Origin of the sequence: Anaeromyxobacter paludicola (assembly GCF_023169965.1) — a bacterium.
Taxonomy (GTDB): domain Bacteria; phylum Myxococcota; class Myxococcia; order Myxococcales; family Anaeromyxobacteraceae; genus Anaeromyxobacter_B; species Anaeromyxobacter_B paludicola.
Genome location: NZ_AP025592.1, coordinates 2,188,276 through 2,210,532, shown reverse-complemented (window position 1 = coordinate 2,210,532; position 22,257 = coordinate 2,188,276). Strand labels below are relative to the sequence as shown.

The 22,257-nt window shown below is 73.7% G+C and carries 13 protein-coding genes and 1 tRNA gene; 10 read left to right on the top strand and 4 right to left on the bottom strand.

The genetic code is table 11. From position 1 onward, the window contains the following. The first annotated feature begins 26 nt into the window (after positions 1–26). Complete coding sequence (locus tag AMPC_RS10170; protein ID WP_248346136.1) at positions 27–1,349, top strand: tetratricopeptide repeat protein; 1,323 nt, start codon at positions 27–29, stop codon at positions 1,347–1,349. 80 nt (positions 1,350–1,429) lie between these two features. Beyond that, complete coding sequence (pgsA, locus tag AMPC_RS10165; RefSeq protein WP_404800647.1) at positions 1,430–1,987, top strand: CDP-diacylglycerol--glycerol-3-phosphate 3-phosphatidyltransferase; 558 nt, start codon at positions 1,430–1,432, stop codon at positions 1,985–1,987. Here the strand turns inward: pgsA and AMPC_RS10160 are convergent. Beyond that, a complete protein-coding gene (locus AMPC_RS10160; RefSeq protein ID WP_248346133.1) occupies positions 1,938–3,107 on the bottom strand; it encodes a glycosyltransferase family 9 protein in 1,170 nt (389 codons plus the stop codon). The genes pgsA and AMPC_RS10160 overlap by 50 nt on opposite strands. 92 nt (positions 3,108–3,199) lie before the next feature. Here AMPC_RS10160 and AMPC_RS10155 point away from each other — a divergent pair. After that, positions 3,200–3,274: transfer RNA gene (locus AMPC_RS10155), tRNA-Gly, on the top strand. A gap of 101 nt (positions 3,275–3,375) precedes the next feature. On the opposite strand, the gene AMPC_RS10150 is transcribed toward AMPC_RS10155, so the two are convergent. The 3 genes from AMPC_RS10150 to AMPC_RS10140 form a co-directional block, all read right to left on the bottom strand. Continuing rightward, on the bottom strand, positions 3,376–4,083 hold the full coding sequence (locus AMPC_RS10150; RefSeq protein ID WP_248346132.1) for a RibD family protein: 708 nt from the start codon (positions 4,081–4,083) through the stop codon (positions 3,376–3,378). Between the two features lie 90 nt (positions 4,084–4,173). Next, on the bottom strand, positions 4,174–4,920 hold the full coding sequence (locus tag AMPC_RS10145; RefSeq protein WP_248346131.1) for a carboxymuconolactone decarboxylase family protein: 747 nt from the start codon (positions 4,918–4,920) through the stop codon (positions 4,174–4,176). A gap of 326 nt (positions 4,921–5,246) precedes the next feature. Then, complete coding sequence (locus tag AMPC_RS10140) at positions 5,247–6,047, bottom strand: hypothetical protein (RefSeq protein ID WP_248346130.1); 801 nt, start codon at positions 6,045–6,047, stop codon at positions 5,247–5,249. 78 nt (positions 6,048–6,125) lie between these two features. Here AMPC_RS10140 and AMPC_RS10135 point away from each other — a divergent pair, with 78 nt between their 5' ends. From AMPC_RS10135 to AMPC_RS20500, 7 genes are all read left to right on the top strand, one after another. After that, complete coding sequence (locus AMPC_RS10135; RefSeq protein ID WP_248346129.1) at positions 6,126–6,593, top strand: hypothetical protein; 468 nt, start codon at positions 6,126–6,128, stop codon at positions 6,591–6,593. Between the two features lie 50 nt (positions 6,594–6,643). Then, positions 6,644–7,324: an ArsR/SmtB family transcription factor gene (locus AMPC_RS10130; protein WP_248346127.1), complete on the top strand. Its 681-nt coding sequence runs from the start codon at positions 6,644–6,646 to the stop codon at positions 7,322–7,324. 231 nt (positions 7,325–7,555) lie between these two features. Continuing rightward, a complete protein-coding gene (locus tag AMPC_RS10125; protein ID WP_248346125.1) occupies positions 7,556–10,633 on the top strand; it encodes an NHL repeat-containing protein in 3,078 nt (1,025 codons plus the stop codon). Then, on the top strand, positions 10,630–11,778 hold the full coding sequence (locus tag AMPC_RS10120; protein WP_248346123.1) for a cytochrome c3 family protein: 1,149 nt from the start codon (positions 10,630–10,632) through the stop codon (positions 11,776–11,778). Before AMPC_RS10125 ends, AMPC_RS10120 begins: the two co-directional genes overlap by 4 nt. Then, on the top strand, positions 11,775–12,989 hold the full coding sequence (locus AMPC_RS10115; protein ID WP_248346121.1) for a cytochrome c biogenesis protein ResB: 1,215 nt from the start codon (positions 11,775–11,777) through the stop codon (positions 12,987–12,989). Before AMPC_RS10120 ends, AMPC_RS10115 begins: the two co-directional genes overlap by 4 nt. Before the next feature lie 13 nt (positions 12,990–13,002). After that, entirely contained in the window at positions 13,003–13,815 is an 813-nt protein-coding gene (locus tag AMPC_RS10110) for a cytochrome c biogenesis protein (RefSeq protein ID WP_248346119.1), read from the top strand. A gap of 87 nt (positions 13,816–13,902) precedes the next feature. Beyond that, complete coding sequence (locus AMPC_RS20500) at positions 13,903–22,209, top strand: cytochrome c3 family protein (RefSeq protein ID WP_263009643.1); 8,307 nt, start codon at positions 13,903–13,905, stop codon at positions 22,207–22,209. Positions 22,210–22,257: the final 48 nt, after the last annotated feature.

The following is a 22,257-nucleotide window of genomic DNA, read 5'->3' as shown; positions in this document are numbered from 1 at the left end:
ATCCGACACCGAGCAGGGGGGGAGAGGTGGACGGGCTCGACTCCGAGTTCCTGAATCACCTGCAGCAGGGCTCGACGCTGCTCGCGCGCGGTGAGCTCGACGCCGCCCACGCCGCGCTGGAGTGCGCCGCCGAGCTCCGGCCCGACGATCCGCAGGTGCTCGGCCTCCTCGGCCAGACCTGCTACCGCCAGGCCCGCTTCGACGAGGCGGCGGCGGCCTACGCCCGGCTGGTCGCGGTGACGCCGCGCGAGGTGGCGCCCCGGGTGAACCTCGGGCTCGCCAGCCTCAAGGCCAAGGCCTGGCGCGACGCCGTGCGCCACCTGCGGGCCGCGGTGGAGCTCGCGCCGGGGCACCAGCGGGCCATGGGCTACCTCGGGCTCGCGCACCTCGAGCTGGGAGAGGTGGAGGAGGCGCGCGGGTGGTTCGCGCGCGCCGGGAGCGAGCTCATGGTGGCGCGCTGCGACGCGCTCCTCGCCCCCGACGTCCCGGAGCGGGCCGAGCCGCCGCCCCCGAACGGCGCGCCGCCGGCCGAAGAGGCGGAGGCGGCGCCCGACCTCGCCTCGGCCTTCCAGCAGGCGCGGGCCGAGGCGCCCGCCGAGGCGCCCGCCGAGGCGCCCGACGCCGCGGCCGCCGCCGCCGACGCCGACGCCGACTTCGAGGTCTCGATCGAGGACGCCGGCCCGGAGCTCGCCCCCGCGCGGGCGCCGCAGGCCGACTGCGCCGCCGTGGCCCGCTTCGCCGCGGAGCGGCTGGTGACCGTCCCGGCCGGCGAGCCGTTCGGGCTCTCCGCCGAGGCGGTCGCGGTGCACGTGCGCGGCGAGGTGCTGGCCCGGGCCGACGGGCTCGCGGCCGTGCTCGGCGAGGTGACGCTCACCCCGGAGGTGAAGCGGTTCCGCGGCAAGCTCACCGATCGCTCCTTCGGCGAGGGCGGCCGCCGGGTCTTCCGCGCCAGGGGCGACGGCGCGATCCTGTTCCGCCCCGGGGCCCGGACCTTCACCGCGCTCGAGCTGGCCGGGGAGGGCGGCTACTTCCACGAGGAGGCGGTGTTCGCCTTCGAGGCGCAGGTGCTCTTCGAGAACGGCCGGCTCCAGTCGCGCTACGAGCCGGCGCTCCACCTCGTGCACCTGCGCGGCGAGGGGCGGTTCCTGCTCGCCACCGACGGCGCGCCGGCGGGGGTGGAGGTGACGCCGCGCGCGCCGCTGCGGGTCGCGCCCTCCGCGCTGGTGGGCTGGATCGGGAGCCTCACGCCGCGGGTGCTCCCGCTCGGCGGCGAGGGCGACGGCGAGCCGCTCGTCATCGAGCTCTCCGGCGAGGGGCGCGTGCTCCTCGCGGCCGGCGGCCGGGCGTGAGCCCGGGGGAGGGGAGGCCCGTGGCCCGCTCGCTCAAGGCGGAGTTCCTCAACGCGCCCAACGCCATCACCTTCGTGCGGATGGCTGCCATCCCGGTGATCCTCTGGTTCACCTGGTACGAGTCGCGCCTCAACTCGTTCATCGCGGCGCTGCTCTACGCGGTGGTGAGCGCGACCGACTTCCTCGACGGCTGGCTCGCCCGGCGGAAGAACCTCGTCACCGTCATCGGCAAGTTCCTCGACCCGCTCGCGGACAAGCTGGTGGTGATGGCGGCGCTCATCATGCTGGTCCACCTCGGGCGCGTCGCCGCCTGGGTGGTCATCGTCATCATGGCGCGCGAGTTCATCATCAACGGGCTGCGGACCATCGCGATGAGCGAGGGGATCGTGATCGCCGCCGGGCAGGAGGGGAAGTACAAGACCGCCATCCAGCTCGTCGGGATCGTGTTCCTGCTCCTGCACTACAAGTACCCGGTGGACTTCGTGGTGGCGACGGTGGACGTGGACGCCAACGCCGTCGGCACGGACCTCCTCTACCTGTCGCTGTTCTTCTCGGTCTGGTCGGCGTGGAAGTACTTCGCCGACTTCGTCAAGGCCGTGTACCGGCAGGACGGGGCGGCGCAGCCCCCGCCGCGCTGAGGAGCCGGTCGCAGGCCGCGAGCACCGCCGCCGCGCCGTTCCCCGGCAAAGGCTCCGCCGCCGCGAACGCCGGCAGCTCGTGACCCCAGCGCGCCGCGTCGCCGGAGAGGAAGACGCCCACCGTCGGCGTCCCCACCGCCACCGCGAGGTGCATCGGGCCGCTGTTGTTGGAGACGCAGAGGGCCGCCTCGCGCAGGAGGCCGGCGAGGAGCGTGAGGTCGGTCGCCGGGGCGAGCGCCGCGCCGGAGCCCTCCGCCACCCCGCGGGCGAGCGGCTCCTCGCCGGGGCCCCAGACCACCAGCACCGCGAGGCCACGGGCGAGGAGCCCGCGCGCCACCTCCGCGTGCGCCTCCGGCGGCCAGCGCCGGTCCGCCATCCGCGCGCCCGGGTTGAGCACCGCGAGCGGGCGGCCCGCGAGCCCCAGCCGCGCGAGCAGCGCCCGGGCCGGGGCGGCGTCGCGCCCGAGCTCCGTCTCAGGCTCGAGGCCGCGCGGCGTGAGACCGAAGGGGCGCAGCAGCTCCAGCTTGGCGCGGACCTCGCTCGCGTTGGCCGGGTCGTGGGCCACCGGGTGGGAGAGGAAGCGGGCCGATGCGCCGCGGTCGTGCCCCACCACCGGGCCGCCCGCCGAGGCGACGCGAGCGAGGAGCGACGCGGTCAGCGAGAACCCCGACCAGTGCGCCGCCTCGACCACCACGTCGTAGCGGGCGCGGCGGAGCGAGCGGAGGAGCGCGAGGAAGCGCCAGGGGCGGCGGAAGAGCGCCCGCTTCTCGAAGGGGATGACGCGGTCCACGTGACGCGTCGCGACCACCTGCGCCTGGCGCGCCGCCGCGAGGAGGTGGACCTCGGCGGCCGGGAGCCCGAGCTTGAGGGCCCGCAGGAGCGGGGTGGTGAGGAGCTGGTTCCCCACCCGCTCGTCGGCGCGGATGACGAGCACCCGGCGGACGTCGGCGAGGGGCGGGAGCGCCGCCTGCGGGGTCGGGAAGAGGAGGGTGGCGAGCCGGAGCACGAAGGCGCGCCCGAGCCCCCGGAGCCGCTCGCGCGCCGCGCCGCGGGGGCGCTGTCCCCCTACGGCGCGCGCGTGTTCCCGCGCCGCCGAGCCCGGTCCGGAGCCGTTTCGCACGCGCGGAAGATACCATCTTCAAACCCCTTGACACCCCTCCGCGCTCTCCCCTATAACCGCCCGCGTTCGCAAGGGAACTTGCGAGAGAGCTCGCGGGAATAGCTCAGTGGTAGAGCATCGCCTTGCCAAGGCGAGGGTCGAGGGTTCAAATCCCTTTTCCCGCTCCATCTAGCCCCGGTAACCGCCCAGGTTACCGGGGCTTTTCATTTGTCGTGAGCCGCTCCGCGAGCCGCGCCTTGCGGCACGCCGAGGGCGCCGCGCGAGCGCTTCACCGCCGTCGCCGCACGACCCGGTACCGCACCCACAGCAGGCCGCCGCGCCGCGGCTCCGCCGAGACCAGCTGCAGCCGCGTCGGAGCCCCGCCGGCCGTGTCGAAGAGGGCAGGGGCCCCCAGGGTGCCGTCGGCGACCGGCGCCACGAGGAGGCTCAGCTCGTCGATGCAGCCCGCGGCGAGGAAGGAGCCGTTGATCTTGCCGCCGCCCTCGAGGAGCAGCCGCCGGATGCCGAGGCGCTGGCGCAGCTTCCGCAAGACCGCCGGAACGTCGATCCGGTCCTTGCCGCCGAACAGGTAGGAGACGCCGCGGTCGCGGAGGAACGCGAGGTAGCGGTCGGGGACTCGCTCCGTCAACACGGTGACCGCGTGGTCGTCGTCGATGGAGCCCGACTCCCACCGGAGCTTGCCGCTCGGGTCGATGGCGATCGCGTAGGAGGGGGCCCCGGTCCGCGCGACGAAGTCGGTGCGCGGGATGCGCGCGCCGGAGCCGCGGGGCAGCGCCGCGCGCCCGGCGTACGGCTCCATCGAGATCCGACCGATGATCCAGCCGTCGGCGTCGAGCGTCGCGGCGGTGCGCTCGTACTCGGAATGGAGGCTTCCCGGGGCCGGCCACTCGCCGGTCACGATGCGGCCGTCCACCGACGGGACCATGTGGCAGATGACGTGGGGACGGCCGGCGGCGGTTCGGGATCGGGAGGGCATGTGGGTCGGACTCCTCGAGCGGCGTTCACGTCGATGATGACAGGGTGAGGCCCAGGCGTCTGCGCGACCTCCGTCCAGGCCGCGAGACCTTCACGTCCCTTCGTCGACGACGCGGAGCGCGTTCAGCGTCCGCGGGTAGCCGATGAACGGCAGGAGCTGCGTGAGGGTGGCGATCAGCACGCCGCGGTGGTTGCCCAGCGCGAGGTTCGCGGCGACGTGCGCCGCGAGCTGCGGCTCGCACCCGCCGAGCGCCGCCAGCATCGAGAGGGTCAGGAGCTCGCGGGTGTCCAGATCCAGCCCGCCCCGCGCGACGTGGTCGCCGAAGCAGTTCGCCGTCAGGAGCTCCTGGAGGTGGAGCTGGTCCTTCGCGGACTGCGCGTAGAGCTGATCGATCTTGTCCCCGAACATGCGCCGCTGGATCTCGAGCCCCTTCTCGCGGCGGGTCTCGCGCGTGGTCGTCGATTGCGGCGGCAGCGGCAGCGCGACCCCCTTCTCCCGGAGCGCGTCGTTCGTGGCGTGCAGGAAGTCGAGCACCTTCCCCATCCCGACGTACGGGACCGCCTGGTACACGATCTCCTTCACCTCGACCGGCGTGACGCCGAGGTCCAGGGCCGCCCCGAGCATCACGCGGAACTCCCCGAGCCCCTGGGCGGCGATGAGCGCGGCGAGCTGGACCATGAGGCGCGTCCGCGCGTCGAGCGCCCCGGCGCGCAGCACCTCGTCGAAGGCCCAATCGTCGAAGACCTCGACGAGCTCCGGATCGGTCGCGCGCAGCGTCGAGGCGTGATCGGGGAACGGGGCGTCGTGGTGGCGCTGCGCTTCCTTGCTGATGGGCATGGCCTCTCGCCTTCCTTCTGCTCCCGGGTGGTCACGACCAGGCCGGCCACGCGCTTCCTCGACACGGTGGCGTCGGCGTCCTCGAGCTCCTCGGGCGCTCCAACGGGCTCGGCGTCGTTCTTCGCGGCGAAGGTACTTGCGCGACGGCCCGCGCGAAACGGACAGAAAGCGCATGGGCCGTTCAGCGAATCTTCACGTTCGCAGAGGGTGCGAGCACAGCCCCCGCCCCCGGCCGCGACGGCGCGTCGGGACGTGCCGGGAAGTTGGACGAGCCGCGACCGGGTCCGCCGGGCAGGACGACGCCGACCAGCCACCTCGCCGCAGCCTCACCCACCACTGGCCGGAAACGCCGCCTGGAGCGCGGCGACCATCCCGGGGCTGAGCGGCTTGAACAGCTCCGGGTTGTAGGACGCGCAGTACGGCACGTCGGGCACCACCCCGTACCGGATGGACGGGTCGGGCGTGAGCCGCGCGTCGTAGGACACCAGCGAGGCGGCGCCCGAGGGCGCGATGGAGAGCGCGTAGACGACGTCGGGCCCGCGGTAGGCGGTCGGGAGCTGCAGGCCGTAGCCCTCCAGGCGATCGACGTTGGCCAGCAGCGCGCTGACGGTCTCCCAGGGTGCGGAGAGCACGTAATGGCCGGGAGCGCTCGCCGTCAGGATGCCCGTGACCAGCGCCTCGTTGTCGCCGCCGCGGTCGGCGAAGTCCAGCCCTCCGCAGGTGGGGCAGTACTGGGCGGGAACGGCCACTCCGCTCGGCACCGCCCCCGGAGCGTAGGAGGCGTCGATGGGGCTGTTCTGGCCCGCATAGGGATGTCCGCCGGCGAGGTCGCTCGACAGCGTGATGTGGTTGAGGACGGCGAACTGCTGGATGGTCTCGAGCGGCGCCAGGTCGGGGTACTGCTGCGCCGTCTGCAGGTGCGTCGTCGGTGCGAGCGCGTAGATGCGGCTCACGTCGGCTCCCCCCAGCACCTGCTCCCGCAGGAACGTGCCCAGGGAGAGGGACCGCTGGAGCCCTCGCGCGGTGAGGTTCGAGGTGGTGGGGTCGATGTCCGACCCGGGATACCTCCAGACCCCGCGGGCCGGGTACGCCCGGCTCGCTCCCGGCACCGCTGCGGCAGGGCCCACCAGCCCGTCATCGAGGCGTCGCGGTCCGCCACGAAAGAGGGGCTCTCCGGAGGGCCGGATGTTGCACACTGCGGGGTCATGTCCCCTCGCCTTCGCCCGGCGGTCGCGCCGGTCCTCTGCGCGCTCGCGCTCGCCTGCCAGCGCCCCAAGGAGAGCCCCGACGGCTACGCCGCGCGCGTCGCGGTCGAGCGGTACAACCAGCGGCTCCTGGAGGCGTTCCGCGTCCAGCGGGCCGACGTGCTCGAGGACGTCGCCGGTGCGGGGGAGGTGTCGCGGGTGGCGGCCATCCTCTCCGGCCTGGCGGCGCAGGGGCGCCACATGGACGCCCGGCAGCTCGAGCTCACGCCCGTCTCGGTGAGCTTCGCCGCCCGCGAGGGCGGCGGGCGCACCGCCACGGTCCGCACCCGCGAGCGCTGGGCCTACCGGCACCTCGGCGCCGGAGGCGAGTCGCTCAAGGACGGGGAGGCGCTCTACCGGATGACCTACACCGTCGTCGAGGACGAGAGCCGGTGGACCGTGGAGCGGGCGGCGGTCGATCCGGAGTGAGCCCTTTTCGACGGCGCGGCGCTCAAGTATCTTCTAGAGCAGGAACTCGCATGCTCAGCCCCGCTCGTCGCTTCAGGAACACCATCTACGCCCAGTTCGCTCGCGTCCCCAAGGCGCTCGCGAGCGCTCCCCGCCTCGAGATCCTCCAGGTGCTGTCGCAGGCGCCGCGCACGGTCGAGGCGCTCGCCCGGCTGGTCGAGATGAGCCTCGCCAACACCTCGCAGCACCTCCAGGTGCTGCGGAACGCCGGCCTGGTGGAGGCGGAGAAGCAGGGGCTCTTCGTCACCTATCGGGTCGTCGATCCGGCCGTGACCGGGCTGTTGCTCTTGATGCGGAACGTGGCCGAGGCTCGGCTGGGCGACGTCGCCAAGGTCACCCGCGAGTTCCTGTCCGAGAGCGGCCAGGACGAGCCGGTCGACGAGGTCGAGCTGCTCCGCAAGATAAAGGAGGGGGCGGTGACCCTGATCGACGTGCGCCCGCCGGAGGAGTTTGCGGCGGGACACCTGCCGGGGTCGATCTCCGTACCGCTTCCGGAGCTCGCGGCGCGGCTCGCCAGCCTCCCCAGGCGCCGCATGATCGTGGCCGTGTGCCGGGGGCGTTACTGCGTGCTCGGAATCGAGGCCGTGCGGCTGCTTCGCGCGGCGGGTCTCAAGGCGGTCCGCTTGCCAAAGGCCATCTCCGAGCTGGCGGCGGAGGGGCTGGCGATGGCGCAGGGCGGGGTCGCGCCCTAACGGGCGATGGCCGGGCGTCCTCCCGGCGCGCCCGGTCCCCGAGCTCGCCGGCGCCGCGCGTCCAGCCGCCGTCGCGAGGCGTGAGCGCACCGGCGCGCCGCGCCCTCGGCATTCTCTCGTCCACTATCGGAGCGATTCGTTCGTCCCCAGAACAAGGGACTGGCTGATGACCTCGTTGGTCTAGTACTCAAGTCATCGCTTGTGTACTAGAGCGAACGGGGAGGGATGCTCATGCGCCGCGACAGCCGCGCCGGCCTGGTCCTGGCGCTCTTCGGCCTCGCCGCCCCGGCGAGCGCCGCGGCCTGGGGCTGCTCCACCACCCAGCCGCCGGCGGTCACCGTGTCGGCCGACGCCTCGAGCGCCATCGCCGGGAGCACGGTCGTCGTCTCCACGTCCGCCACGAGCCAGACCGCGCTGAAGTGGTTCGCCGCGGTGGTGCCGGCCGGGCAGGGGACGCTGCTCGGCGGCGCCCCCGTCGGCGACGGGAGCATCGAGGTGGCGTTCGCGACAGGGGCCACCAGCGCCGCCGGGACGGCGAGCTGGGTGCTCCCCGCGACTCCCGGGACCTACGCGATCAAGATCACCGCCGTGAACTGCGCCGGCGCGGCGACGGCGAGCGCCCAGGTGAGCGCGGTGTCCGAGCAGACGGTCCTCCCGGTCATCGACGCGGTGGAGGCCGGCGCGAAGACCGTCCTCGCCGGCAAGTCGGTCGCGCTCACCGCCACGGCGCACGATCCGGCCGGCGGCGCCGTGACCTACGCCTGGTCCGCGAGCGCCGGAGCCTTCTCCTCCGACACGGCGAGCAGCACCACCTGGACGGCTCCGGGCGCCGGCGGCCGGAGCACCCTCACGCTGACCGTCTCGAACGGCCAGGCCACGGCGACCTCGTCGCTGTCCATCGCCGTGGAGCTGGGCGAGTTCCAGGGCAGCTTCGGCTCCGCCGGTCGCGCGCCGCGGCGCGTCGCCGTGAGCCCCTCGGGCGGCTTTCACGTCGTGGATGCCAAGACCGGCGACATCGTGTCGATGACCCCGAGCGGGAGCCCCGTCGGTTCCCTCAACGTCCCGCGGCGGATGCTGGCGATCACCTCGGGCGGCGCCCACCTCTATGCGACCTCGATCGACGGCGGCCTCTACGCCATCGATCCGCAGGGCGGTCCGCCGCGCGCCATCCCTCTCCGCGACGGCGCCCTCCGGATGCCCTCCGGCATCGCCTTCGACGCCGGCCGCGGCATCCTCTGGATCGCCGAAGGGGGCGCCGCCCAGCTCCGGGGAGTCCGGCTCGACGGCTCCACCGCCGCGACGATCGCGAGCGCCGGGGGGAGCGCGCTCGCGGGGCTGGACGACGTGGCCGTGGACGCCGCGGGGGGCGTGCTCTGGGCTTCCGTGAGCTCCAACCAGCTCGGGAACAACGTCTTCGCCTTCGATCTCTCCAGCGGCGCCTACCTCTACTCGGCCGTGCCGTTCGGCAGCGGAGACGGCCAGGTGACGCGGACGGGAGGGATCGCCGTCGACGGCTCGGGTCGCCTCTTCGTCTCCGACCTGTTCCAGGGGCGCGTCGCGGTCTATCGGCGCGACGGCGCCGCGCTCGGCACCCTCGGGCAGTTCGGGGCGGGTCCCCGCCGGCTCCAGCTGCCGGCCGGCCTGGCGGTGGCCCAGGACGGCGGGGTGCTGGTGGCGAGCATGGACCAGGGGCGAGTGAAGCGCTTCGGCACCGGGAACCCCGTTCCCGCCCCGACGTGCACCGTGAGCGGCTCGCTCGACTCGGACTGCGACGGGATGCCGGACTGGTGGGAGGTGAAGTACGGCCTCAACCCGCACTGGGCGGGCGATGCCCTGCTGGACGCCGACGGCGACGGCCTCACCAACCTGCAGGAGTTCGCGAACGGGACCGATCCGCGCGTCCCCGCTCGCTCGCCCGGCTCGACGCCGGTCGATCCGGCGCCGGCGTGGACGGTGTCGCCCTCGAAGCTCAGCGACCCGGGGCTGGTGCGGTTCAGCGCCAGCCTGGCTTCTCCGGTCCCCTGCGCGGTGAGCTGGAAGCAGCGCCTCGGGCCTCAGGTGCTCCTGCGCGGCGGCGACACCCTCACGCCCTCGTTCGTCGGCCGGATCGCCGGCCGGTATCAGTTCCAGGGCATCGCCACCTGCGGCGCCGCGAGCGCGGCCGCGGTCGTCGAGGCCGTGGTACGCAACGTGGCTCCGCGCGCCGACGCCGGCCGCCTGCTGGTGGTCCGTCCCGGCGCCGCGATCGTGCTCGACGGGCGGTTCACGAGCGACGGCAACGGCGACGCGCTCGAGCTCGCCTGGGACCAGACGATCGGCGAGCCGCTCACCGGACCCGCCCCTGGCCCGACGCTCGCGCTCCGCTTCCGCACCCCCGGATACTTCGCCTTCGGACTCGGCGCGACCGATGCCTCCCGCGCGAACGACACGGCTGAGGCGCCGGTGATGGTGGTGGGCGGCTCGGAGGAGACCCCGACGGTCGTCGTGACCAGCCCCCTGGCCGGGTCGGTCGGCTCGCCGGTGGTGCTCGACGCCGGGGCCAGCCTGGAGCCGGCCGGCACCGCGACGTACTCCTGGTCGCAGCTGGACGGGAGCCCGGTGTCGCTGACCGGCGCGAACGGTCCCACCGCGAGCTTCACTCCGGCGCTGGCGGGTCGATACGTCTTCCAGGTGACGCTCGCCTCGCAGTCCCGGCGCTCGCCACCGGCCCGCGTCGAGGTGTACGTCGGCCCGCGGGGAGCGCTTCCCGTCGCGGTGGCGAGCGGCGCCGCCGCCTCCTCCGTCGGCGAGCCGTTGCGGCTCGACGGCAGCGGGAGCGTCGCCGCGGGCGGGGGCGAGCTCCTGTACGCGTGGCGGCAGGTGTCCGGGCCGGCGGCGGGGCTCACCGACGCCGATCGAGCGCAGGCGACGGTGGTGCCGTTCGCGCCAGGCGCCTACGTGTTCGAGCTCGCGGTGAAGGAGAGCGGCGTCCCCGGGGTGCCGGCCAGGCTGGCGTTCGTCGCCACGTCGGCGGCGCCCGGGCAGGGGCTGCCGGTCGCGACCGCCACCGGGCCGGGGGCCGCCGTCACCGGGCGACCGCTCACGCTCGACGGCACCGCGAGCCGCGATCCGGACGGGCACGCGTTGCGCCACCGATGGACCCAGGTGGCCGGCCCGTGGGTCGCGCTCGACGACCCCTTCTCGGCCGCGCCTTCCTTCAGTCCCCGCCGGCCGGGCCGCTACGTCTTCGAGCTGGAGGTCGATGACGGGCGGATCCGGAGCGCGCCGGCCAGCGTCACCGTGATGGTTCTCCCGGGGGAGGCTCGATGAGCCGCCACGTCGTCGTCGCCTGTCTGGCCGCGCTGCTGGCCGCCCGCGCTGCCCGGGCCATGGATCCGCCGCACGACGGGGAGCCGGTCGCGGGGCTCGCCACCGCGGTGCAGTGCACGAGCTGCCACGTGATGCACAACGCGCTCGGGAGCTCCCTGACGTCGGACGAGTTCCAGGCGAACCTCTGCAACGGCTGTCACGCCACCGTGAAGACCGGCAGCTTCGGGTTCCCCTGGACCAGCAACTCGCAGGCGGTCCCGGGGGCGGGTGGTGACCACCACCGATGGGACGCCCCTGCGACGAGCCTCGATCACGGCGCGGTCCCTCCGGATCCGGTCGCCTATCCGGAGATGGCGAAGCGCGTCGATGCGAACGGGGGCAGGATCTCCTGCTCGGTCTGCCACGATCAGCACGACGGCGTCGTGACGAGCAGCTCGGGCCCCGACGGACAGGCGGGGGCCGGCACGCCGCACCTCTCCGCCGTGACGCTCGCCGGGGCCGGCGCGGGCGTGGTGACCCCCTCGCTCGTCGCCGCTGGCGGCGCGCCGCCCCAGCGGTCGTATTCCATCCGGATCGCGGCGGGGGGCGCGGCCGGGACCGCCACCTTCCAGGTTTCCTACGACAGGGGCCTCAGCTACCTGCCCGCCAGCGCGCCGTTCCCGGCGACGGCGGCGACGGCCCGGGCGCTGCCCGGAGATCCCAACGTCCAGGTGACGTTCAGCGGGCCCTTCAGCGCCGGGGCCGTCTACTCCTTCTACCTGTCGTACCCGATGCTCCGGTATCCCGGCCAGATCGCCGGGAACGGCAGCCAGCTCTGCCTGGCTTGCCACCCGGCCCGCTTCCAGAGCGCGACGCGGGCCCGCGGCGAGGACCCGTCGTACCTGCCGGATGGAGCCCGCTACTTCAGCCACCCGGTCGGCGAGCAGTTCGGCAACAACGTCTACCGGAGCGACGACCGCGGGGCGGGCTGCTCCGGGTCCGCCGCCTGCCAGGGAGCCATCCTCGATCCGGGCGGGGCCTCGCAGGGACCCGGAACGCCCGCGAGCCAGCTCATCGCCCTCGACGCCAACGGCAACGTCCACTGCATGAGCTGCCACCGTCCGCACAACTCGGAGTCCAGCTCGCTCTCGGTGAGCGCCCGGTGAGCGTGGCCGGCGCGCTGCGGTCGCCGCCCTTCGCGAGGGCGACGATCGTCTTCCTCGCCATCTACACCGGCCTCGGCGCGTGGTTGCCCTGGAGCCACCCTGGCGGCCCCGCGGCGCCGGGTTGGGCCCGCGCCGCTGGCCTCGACGCGCCGTTCTCCTCCCCGCTCTTCCTCGCCGGCTGCGCCGCGCTCTTCGCGAGCACCCTCGCCTGCACGTGGCGCATGGCCGGCCGGATCCGGAAGCTCCGGCGGGGGGAGGAGATGCCGGGCGCCGTCGCGCTCGCGCCGCGACCCGGGGTGAGCCTGGAGGCGTTCCTCGCCGCTCGGGGCTTCCGAGGGAGCAGCCCGCTCCGGACCCGTCTCCCCGCCGCCCTCTGGGGAGGCTTCGTGCTGCACGTCGGGATCCTCTCGCTGATGGCGGGGGTGCTGGTGCAGCGCGCCTGCTTCGACGGTGGCCAGTTCGAGGTGACCGCGGGCGGCGCGCTGCGCCTGGACGCGCCCGGAGCCTTGCGCGGCCGGCAGCGGGGCGTGCTCGCCCCGCCGGCGCCGCCGCCGATCGACGTCGCCCTGGAGCTCTTCGACCCCTCGCTGCACGAGGTCGGGTACGCGCCCGACCGGCGGAGCCGGGTCACCGCCCGGCTGCCGGGGACGCCCGACGTCACCGGGGTCCTCGATCGCGCCCGAGGGCTGGAGGTGGGCGGGTACCGCCTCTACCAGGCCACGCCCACCGGGCTCGCGCTCGGCCTGGCGATGCCCGGGGGAGAGCTGCGCTCGGTCCACCTCTCGGGCAGCGGGCGCGAGCAGGGGGCCACCTTCGTGGCGCCCGGCGGCGTCGAGGTGCGCTTCGCCGCGACCTCGGAGCGTCCTCCGGGCGACCCCGCGGGCACCGGCGCCGTCCAGCTGCGCGTCACCAGCGCCGCCGAATCGCGGGAGCTGCGCCCGGGCGACTCGTTCCGCGTGGGCGAGGGGAGGGCGCGGCTCGCGGAGCTGACGTGGTGGGCGGGGTTCACCTACGCCCGCTCGCCTGGCACGCCGGCGGTCCTGGCCGGCTTCGCGCTGCTCTTCCTGGGGAGCGCGCTGCTGGTCCTGCCCGCGGGCGTGGCGCGGCTGGGCGCGGACGGCGAGCCGAGCCTGGTCTTCGTCGCCCAGGGCGGCGCGGACGCGCTCCGCTCGGACTGGGACCGCTGGCCGGATCGCCCGGCGAGAGGCTGAGGGGGCGCGCGCCGTGGAGAGCTTCCTGTTCGGAGTGGCCCTCGCCCTCGACGCGGCCTCGGCGCTGCTCCAGGCCGCGGGCCTCCTGCCGGGGAGGAGCGGCGCGAGGCGCGCCGGGCGGGTCCTGATGGCCTCCGCGCTGCTGCCCCACGGCGCCGCCATCGCCCTGCGCTGGGCCGAGGTGGGCCACGGTCCCTGGAACACGCGCTACGAGGTGCTCTCGGGCCGCGCCTTCGTGCTGGTGGCGCTCTGGCTGGCGGCGTCGGCCGTCGCGCCGGGGCTTCGCGCGCTCGGCGCGCTGGTGGCCGCCGCGGCCTCCCTGCTCCTCGCCTGGGCCGCCACCGCCTTCCAGCTCCGGGTGGAGGCGCCCATCATCTTCAAGTCGGGCTGGTTCCCCTTCCACGTCCTCTTCACGAAGCTCTTCGCCGCCTCGGTGGTGCTGGCCGCGACCTGCGCGGCGGCCTACCTGTGGAAGGCGCGGCGCCCGGCGGCGCTCCCGGCGCTGCCCGACCCGGAGCGGCTCGACCTCTACGCCCACCGCTTCCTGCTGCTGTCGTTCTTCAGCCTCGGCGCGATGGTGATGGCGGGGGCCCTCTGGGCCAACGACTCCTGGGGCCGCTACTGGGCCTGGGATCCGATCGAGACCGCCTCGCTCTCCACCTGGCTCGCCTTCGGGGCCATCCTGCACTTCCGGGTCCTCCACCGCTGGACCGGGAGGGCCATGGCCTGGCTCACGCTGCTCGCGTTCGCCCTCGCGCTCGCGCTGTTCTACGCGGTGGCCCTGATGCTGCCCTCCGTTCACAACGCGTCCATGCTGAGCGGATGACCGTCACGGCCGTTCGGTTCCCCGCAAGGACCATTAGTCAAGTACTATAGGAACAAATTGATAGTAGCTCTGTCGGGAAGGGGAAACATGGTCCGCCGCCCGCCCATCCGGCCCGCCACCGGCCGCCGCGACGAACGCGCTCCGCTCACGCGCACCGCCCTCGCGGCGGCGCTCGCGCTGGCGCTGCTCCCCTCCCTCGCCCTGGGGGCCGCCTCGAACGGCACGATCGTCTACGGCCCCGGCAGCGCCGCCTCGGCGCCAGCGGCCAGGCCGTACACCGTCTCGAACAACCTCCTCGGCGCGGCGGTCACGCTCCCGTCCGGCGCCGCCGGGCAGACCTTCTTCGTGGAGAAGGCCTCGCCGATGAACATCGGAGAGCTCCTGGCCGGCTACGTGACCACCGCCGGGGAGCTCTACGTCCTGCGTTACGACGGCACGACCTGGACCAGCCAGTGGAGCGCCATCGTGGGCGGCGACGGCGTGAACGGCCGCCGCTTCGACATCGCCTACGAGCGGAGCAGCGGCCGGGGCCTGGTGGTCTACTCCGGGAACGCCTCGAACGCGGCCTTGCGGTACAGGGTGTGGGACCCGGCGGCGAAGACCTGGAGCGCGGAGCAGACCTTCTCCTCCGCCCGGCTCGCCGGCCAGGCCAACTGGGTCAAGCTCGCCTCCGGCCCCTCGAACCAGATCGCGGTGGGGGTGGTGGACGCCAGCTCGTACCCGACCGCGTTCGTCTGGAGCGGCTCGGGCTGGGGGAACGAGCCCGGTTACGCGCTCTCGTCGAACCCCGTCTACTACAAGACCACCATCGGCGACTGCGACGCCTTCGACCTCGCCTGGTCCACCAACTCCGGCGACCTGATGGTCGCCTGGGGCGCCGCCAACGTCCTGCGGTACAACCGGTTCTCGTCCGGGAGCTGGCTCGGGAGCACCGCCAGCATCACGCCCGCATCCGGCTTTGGGACGTACCTGGAAGGCCACCAGGTGGTCCTGGCCGCCGATCCGCGGAGCGACCGGCTCGGCCTCACCTACACCGGGGTCGGGCTGGCCGCGAACCTGGGAGCGCTGATCTGGAGCGGGACCGCCTGGTCGTCGCACGTGTTCTTCGGAAACTACAACACCTTCGCGAGCGACGGTCCGCACCTCCGCGAGTTCTCCCCGGTCTGGCTCACCTCCACCACCGGTTATCCCGCCCTCGTCGTGCCGTTCGCCGACGCGACGGCCACGACCGGCTCCATCTCGTACGGCGTCGCCTACCCGAACTCCACCGGGACCGACTGGACGAGCGCCTACGGCGCGGTCACCGTCACCTGGCCCTGGGCCACCGGCACCGCGCAGAAGGTCTGGTTCCAGGCCGTCCCCGACCTCGGCTACCCTTCGCAGGGCCTGGTGGCCTTCGCCGACAGCAAGGGCTCGCTCTGGGCGAAGAAGGTGAACGTCGCCGGCGGCGGCGCGGGCGCCAGGCCGACCGTGGACTTCAACAGCGCGGAAGGGGGCAGCGCGCTCACGACCACGCTCGCCAGCACCACCACCCAGAGCTTCGCCTTCGACTACGTCACGCCCCGGACCATCCTCGGGGACAACTCCGGCAGCGAGGCGACGACCAACGCCAGCGGCTGCCCGGGCAAGCCGGCCACGATCGACCTCTTCACCCTCTCCACCACCGGCGGGACCGACCAGGTGACCGGCATGTACGTCACCCTGACCTCGGGCCGGGAGGCGGTGCAGTCCTTGTCGGTGGGAGATTCCTACGGTGACTCCTGCGGGAGCGCGGTCGAGACGCCGGCGGGCTCGGGCGTCTACTACCTGACCTGTACGAACGCCTACCTCTACAGCTACTTCACCGTCACCAGCACGCCCACGCTGTTCGGCCTGTCGGTCACGCCCAAGAGCTCCGCGCAGCTGCCCGCCGGGCCCACGTCCTTCACCATTGCCGGGCGCGTCAGCAGGGTCGTCGCCGGCAACCCGATCGCCGGCGCCGACTCGGGCAACGGGAGCGTGGTCGTGCTGCACGCGACGCCGCCGGCGCCGGTCTGGGTCGGTACCTCCGCGCAACCGGGACAGGCGCTCCTCAACTGGAGCAACTCCGGCTCCGGCTACGCCAACACCGTCATCCTGCGGAGCACCTCGGCCTCCCCCATCACCACCGGCTCCCTCACCGACGGGACCGCCTACGCGGTGGGGTCCACCCTGGGCACCCCCGCCGACACGATCGTCTACAGCGGCAACGGGACCAGCTTCACCGACAACAGCGGGAACGCCGGCGGCACCTATTATTACCGGGCCTTCAACGCCGACGCCTGCAACGACTACTCGCCGGGCGCGACCACCGCCGCCGCCCTCTTGGTCCCGCAGGTCCCGAACCCGACCACGCCGGTGAGCCTCGTGGCGACCGCCAACTCCTGCCGCAGCGTGACCGTGACGGCCAGCTTCACCGGCGACGGCAACGGCAACGGCACCGCCAGCTTCTATCGCGACGGCAACCCCACGGCCGTCACCTGCCTGCCGGCCACGCGCACCCCGCCGGTCGGCAGCACCGTGGGCGGGAACAACGGCACCTGGACCTGCGTGGACGCGGTGCCCTCGGCCAGCGCGAGCTACGTCTACACGGCCAAGCTGCAGGACGCGGACAACGGCGCGGGCTGGACCGGCGGCCTCACCGCCGCTCCGGTCGTCGAGACCCCCTGCTCCGGCTCCTCGAACGGCCTCGTCGCCTTCAGCCCGGGAGCGACCAGCACCACCCCCAGCGGCGCACGCTACGCGGGCCAGGGCACGAGCAACGCCTTCGGCGCCCCCGCGCCGCTCCCCGCCGGCGCGGCGAACCAGACCTTCGTGGTCGTGAAGGCCTCGCCCACCAGCGGCGAGTACCTCGCCGGCTACGTGACCACCGCCGGGGTGCTCTACGTGCTCCGCTACGACGGCACCCGCTGGACGAGCGAGTGGAGCGCCGCGGTGGGAGGCGACGGGGTGAACGGCCGCCGCTTCGACATCGCCTACGAGAAGCTGAGCGGCCGCGCGGTGGTCGTCTACTCCGGCAACAGCGCTTCCTCGTACGCGCTGCGCTACCGGCTCTGGAACCCCACCACCGGCCACTGGGGCACCGAGCAGGCCTTCGGGACCGCGCAGCTCTACGGGACCATCCTGTGGGTCAAGGCCGCGTCCCGGGGCCAGAGCAACCAGGTCGCGGTGGGGGTCTCCGACACCAACGGCATGCTGACGGCGCTGCTCTGGGACGGCACCTCCTGGGGCAACGAGCCGAGCTACCTGCTCAACTACGCGGCGAAGGAGAACCGGACCCCGCCGCTGCTGTCCTCCGTGGTGACGGGCGACCTCGACGCCTTCGACCTCACCTTCACGGGACTCTCGGGCGATCTGATCCTCGCCTGGACGGGCACCGACCTGGCCGGCTACGGCAACCTCTACTCCAACCGGTTCCAGGCCGCCTCCCAGAGCTGGCTCCCGGGCACCGAGGACTGGTACGGAATGCGCTCCGGATACAACACTTCCTCCGGCGCCCTCTGGCAGGTGGTCGTTGCCGCCGATCCCACCAGCGACCGCGCCGCCGTGGCCGTGCACCGGCACGCGGGCACCGGCTGGAGCGGCTCCACGCTGGAGCTGCGCGTCTGGACCGGCAGCACCTGGCTCCCGTACTACCTGCAGAACGGCAACCCCATCCAGTGCACCTGGGCGCTCACCAGCAGCCTCGGCACCGTCTCCCCGCACCAGCGGCCGTTCACCGCCTTCTGGCTGAACGCCACCGGCGACTCCGAGGTGGTGGTGCCGTACTCGGCCTCGAGCGCGGTGGGGCAGGTCAACTACGCCCGCCTCCCTTACTCGGCGGTGACCTCGTTCACGCCCACGACGGCCTGCCCCACCGCCCCGGCGGTCTCTGCCGCCAGCGTGACCTGGCCGCAGGGCAGCTCCGACAGCAAGGTCTGGTTCCAGGGCGTGGTCGATCCCGGCAGCCCCGACCGCGCCCTGGTGCTCTTCAGCGACACCCAGAACGACCTGTGGGCGAAGCGGGTGGTCCTCTCTCCCGGCGTCACCCCGAGCTTCACCTGGTCCGACGCCGAGGGCACTCCCCCGCTCACCCGATCGCTGGCGAGCATCACCAGCCAGAACTTCGCCTTCGACTACGACCACCCGCCGGTGACGGTGCTGGGAGACAACAACGGGCTGGAGGCGGTCACCGGCGCGCCGGCCTGCGCCGGCACGGCGACCGGCTCGGCGCTCTACGACCTCGACCACTTCACCCTCGCCACCTCCGCGAACTCCTGGCCGAGCGGCACCGACAAGGTGACGAAGGTGACGGCCCGGGTCTCGACCGGCAACGCGGCCGTGGGGACGCTCTACGTGACGAGCGACACCGGCGCGGTGCTCGGCAGCCTCGGGTACCAGGCCTCGGGCGCCTACGCGATCCCGGTGAGCATCCCGGTCACTACCACGCCCGCCCAGTACCGGCTGCAGGTGAAGCCGGCGCTCGCGGCGGCGTTGCCGGCGGGCGCGACCTACCCCATCGCCGCGAGCGTGGTGAACATCGCCGCCGGCAACCCGTCGGGCGGGGCCGACCCGAGCAGCGGCAGCGTCCTCGTGGACCGCGTCCCGCCGGCGCCGCCGGCCTGGGGCACGGGCACCGCCTCCCCGGGCCAGGTCGCCCTGGCCTGGACCAACCCCACCACCGACTTCGCCAGCGCCGTGGTCCTCCGGAGCGCCTCCGGACGGCCGCTCGCCACGAGCGCCCTCGTCGACGGGAGCGGGTACGCCGCGGGCCAGGCGGTGGGGACGGACGCCGTGGCGTACGCGGGCAGCGGCACCGGCGCCACCGACCTCAGCGGCGCCGGGACCTTCCTCTATCGCGCCTTCGCCGCCGACGCCTGCAACAACTACTCGGCGGGCGCCACCCTCGCAGCGCCGGCGAGCCCGCCCGCCATCCCCGGCCCGACCGCGGTGGCGGGCCTCGTCGCCAGCGCCTCCTCGTGCACCGCGGTGACGCTGACGGCGAGCTTCACCGGCGACGGCGACGGGGACAACACGGCCAGCTTCACCCGGGACGGCGTCCCCGTCGCCTGCGCCTCGCTCACGCGCAAGGCGGTGGGCGCGAGCGGCACCTGGACCTGCACCGACTCGGTCCCGTCGGCCGACGCCACCTACGCCTACGCGGTCCAGCTCAGCGACCCCGACGGCTTCTCGGGCACCAACCCGGCCACCGCCACCCTGGTGCAGGCCGCCTGTCCGGCGAGCGGCGGGACCCTGGCGCTCGGGCTCCACCCGCAGGGCGCGTCGCCCGAGGTCATCGCCAACCCCGGCCAGACCAACGTGCTCGCCGGGCGCTTCTCGCTCACGGCCAGCGCGGCCGGCGCGGGCGGGTCGGTGTCGCTGGCGCAGCTCGCCATCGCCAGCGCCGGGACGGCGCTGCCGTCCGACGTGGCGGCGCTCGGCGTCTACGCCGACGTGGGCAGCACCGCCGGCGCCTGGGACGCGGGGGACCAGCTCGTCGGCACCGCCACGTTCAGCCGCTCGAGCAACACCTGGATCTGCTCGGGCTTCGACGTCCCCCTCGGCACCACGAGCTACCTCGTCACCGTCACTCCGGCGTACGGCGCCACCCCCGGGCACATCCTGGCGCTCTCGCTCTCCAGCGCCAGCCTCGTCGCGGCGCCCGGGATCTCGGTGGTCGGGAGTCAGGCCGTCACCGGCGGCACGGTGACCCTCGCCGGCGTGCCGGTGGGCCGGCGGCCCGGGGACGCCACCCCGGGCAGCCAGAAGCCGATGGTGCTCATCCTCAACCCGTCCAGCGGCGCCACGGTCAGCCTCGACGCCGGCACGCCGAGCCGGGGCGTGCGCTTCCAGGTCCAGGTCCACGACCCGAGCCGCACCGCCATCGGGAGCGTGCTCCTGTCGCACGATGGCGGGAGCACCTTCCCGGACGCGCTCGCGCTCAACCCCAGCTACGACGTGGTGACCAACCCGAGCGGCCCTCCGTATTACGCCCACGTCTACCAGGCCGATCTCACCACCATTCCCCCGGGCACCTGGACGCTTCAGGCGATGGCCACGACGACCGGCGGGGGGGCCGGGTACTCGGCGCCGGTCACCGTGACCATCGGTCCGAAGGGGACCGGTGACGGCAACCTCCTCGTCCGCAACGACTCGAGCCAGCTCTGCATCGACTGCCACGCCCTGCAGGGACACACGAGCCAGAGCGTCTCCGCGGCGTCCGGGGTGTCGAAGTACGGCTCCTGGGCCACGAGCTGCCGCGACTGCCACGCCCCGCACCAGACCCGGAACGCCCAGCTGCTGTCGGAGTCGGTGGTGCCGCCGGCGTACAGCACCTACCAGACCTCCCGGCCGGTCCGCTTCTGGGACCGCGCCACCGGCGACTCCGGGAGCGCGAACGCCATGTCGTTCGTCTCCAGCGCGCCGCCGGCGGGCGGGGCGCTCGGCCCGTGCCAGGCCTGCCACACCCGCACCGGCGGGGCCGTCGCCCGCTGGCGGAACAGCGGGAACGCGGACGCCCACTTCACCGGGGCGAGCACGCAGCCCTGCACGAGCTGCCACTCGCACGCGACCGGCTTCGGCGGGCTGGAGAGCCGGGGCGGCCAGGGGTGCGCCACCTGCCACACCTCGAAGTTCTGGAACATGCAGGCTCAGGGCGCGCCGGATCCCGCGACGCCGCACCTGACCCGGCACACCCTCGGCTCGATCGCGGGCACCAACGACAGCCCGGCCAACCCGAGCCTCGCCTGGACCAGCCCGCTCTCGGCCAACCCGCCGGCGAGCCGGAGCTGCGTGGGGATGTGTCACGGGGATCACGTGCACAACGACCCCGGCGCCTGGCCCGCCAGCTCGCACGCCGGGAACCTCTACGCGGACGGCACCACGCAGGCCTCGCGCGCCCTCACCCGCGACGGCTCGCTCGGCTCGACGACCTACGGCTTCGCGACCAGCGGGGCGGTGACCTCCACCGACTTCACCAGCGGCCAGTACGGGAAGGGCTGCCTCGCCTGCCACTCGAGCCCGGTGGACGGCGGGCACCCGGCGGTGAGCGGCGCGGCCTACGACGCCTCGGCGCACAACGTCACGGTCACCCCCGCCGGGCTCCCGTGGGAGTACGCGCTGCACGACGGGGCCCGGTTCACGCGCAACTGCACCAAGTGCCACGCCGGCACCCAGGCCGAGGGCCAGGTGACGAGCTACCGGGGCGCGGTGCAGGGGGTGCACTACTCCGACAACCCCTCGCTCCTCGCCGGCGCGGTCCGCCCGGCCGGGAACGCGGCCAGCAACGTCTGCTACAACTGCCACGGCAACGGCGTCGTCGGCGTGAACAACAGCAACCGGGACATCGCCTCGGAGCTCGCCAAGACCGGCTCCTCGCACCCGGTCAACGCCGATGCGGTGCACGACACGGCCGCCGAGGCGGCGCTCACCTGGGGGAACGCGCTGGGGTGGAACAGCGCCGCCTCGCGCCACGCCGGCTGCCTCGACTGCCACGACCCTCACGCGGCGAAGCAGACCCTGTCCGACACGCGGACCCTCGCCAGCCCGACGAACGGGAACGTCGCCGGCCCGGCCCTGGCCGGCGCCACCGGCGCCAGGCTGACGTACACGCAGTCCTGGACCGCGCCCACCGCCGCCAGCTTCGTCGCCGTGAGCAGCCTCACCCCGGGGGTGGACCTGGAGGCGACGCTCTGCTTCAAGTGCCACTCGTCCTTCTACTGGGGCAACGACCCCTCGAAGATCCCGGTCTCCCCCTCGGGCGGCTTCCCGGAGACCGACGTGGCCAAGGAGTTCAGCCCGGCCAACGCCTCCTTCCACCCGGTGCTGGCCAAGGCGCCCGATCCCACCAACAACATCCTCAAGCCCTGGACGACCACCAGCCTCATGCGCTGCACCGACTGCCACAACTCGGAGACCTCGACCGATCCGGACGGGCCGCACGGCTCGGGCGCCCGGTTCCTGCTCAAGGGACCGAACACCGACTGGAACTCGAACATCCTGATGGACGACGCGAGGAGCAACACCGGCAGGTACAAGATCTTCTGCGCCAACTGCCACGACGTGGTCACGTTCATCAACAGCAAGAGCTGGGCGCACGTGCAGGACCGGTGGGGCCACCAGAACGTGAAGTGCTTCACCTGCCACGCCGCGATCCCCCACGGCGGTTACCGCCCCGGCCTGCTGGTCGCCGCCGGCGGAAGCTCGAGCGGACCGGCCACCTCGTTCGACGCCGCTCCCTACTTCCAGGGCGGTGGCCTGTCGTGGACGCCGGCGGGGTCGGTGACCGGGCTCTACATCCAGTCCGTTCCTTCGGCCGGCTCGCCCTGGACCGACTGCAACTGCGAGTGCTACACGAGCGGGCAGTCCCTCTACATCCATCCCGTCACGTGTCCCTAGACGAACGCCGTGAGGGTGCGCGCCCCGCAGCTCCGGGCCGGGATCGCG

Excerpts from the sequence above, each read along its gene's own strand:
- AMPC_RS10150 (WP_248346132.1), bottom strand. The coding sequence starts at position 4,083 with ATGCCCTCCCGATCCCGAACCGCCGCCGGCCGTCCCCACGTCATCTGC.
- AMPC_RS10120 (WP_248346123.1), top strand. The coding sequence starts at position 10,630 with ATGAGCCGCCACGTCGTCGTCGCCTGTCTGGCCGCGCTGCTGGCCGCC.
- pgsA (WP_404800647.1), top strand. The coding sequence starts at position 1,430 with ATGGCTGCCATCCCGGTGATCCTCTGGTTCACCTGGTACGAGTCGCGC.
- AMPC_RS10135 (WP_248346129.1), top strand. The coding sequence starts at position 6,126 with ATGTCCCCTCGCCTTCGCCCGGCGGTCGCGCCGGTCCTCTGCGCGCTC.
- AMPC_RS10145 (WP_248346131.1), bottom strand. The coding sequence starts at position 4,920 with ATGCCCATCAGCAAGGAAGCGCAGCGCCACCACGACGCCCCGTTCCCC.
- AMPC_RS10130 (WP_248346127.1), top strand. The coding sequence starts at position 6,644 with ATGCTCAGCCCCGCTCGTCGCTTCAGGAACACCATCTACGCCCAGTTC.
- AMPC_RS10125 (WP_248346125.1), top strand. The coding sequence starts at position 7,556 with ATGCGCCGCGACAGCCGCGCCGGCCTGGTCCTGGCGCTCTTCGGCCTC.
- AMPC_RS20500 (WP_263009643.1), top strand. The coding sequence starts at position 13,903 with ATGGTCCGCCGCCCGCCCATCCGGCCCGCCACCGGCCGCCGCGACGAA.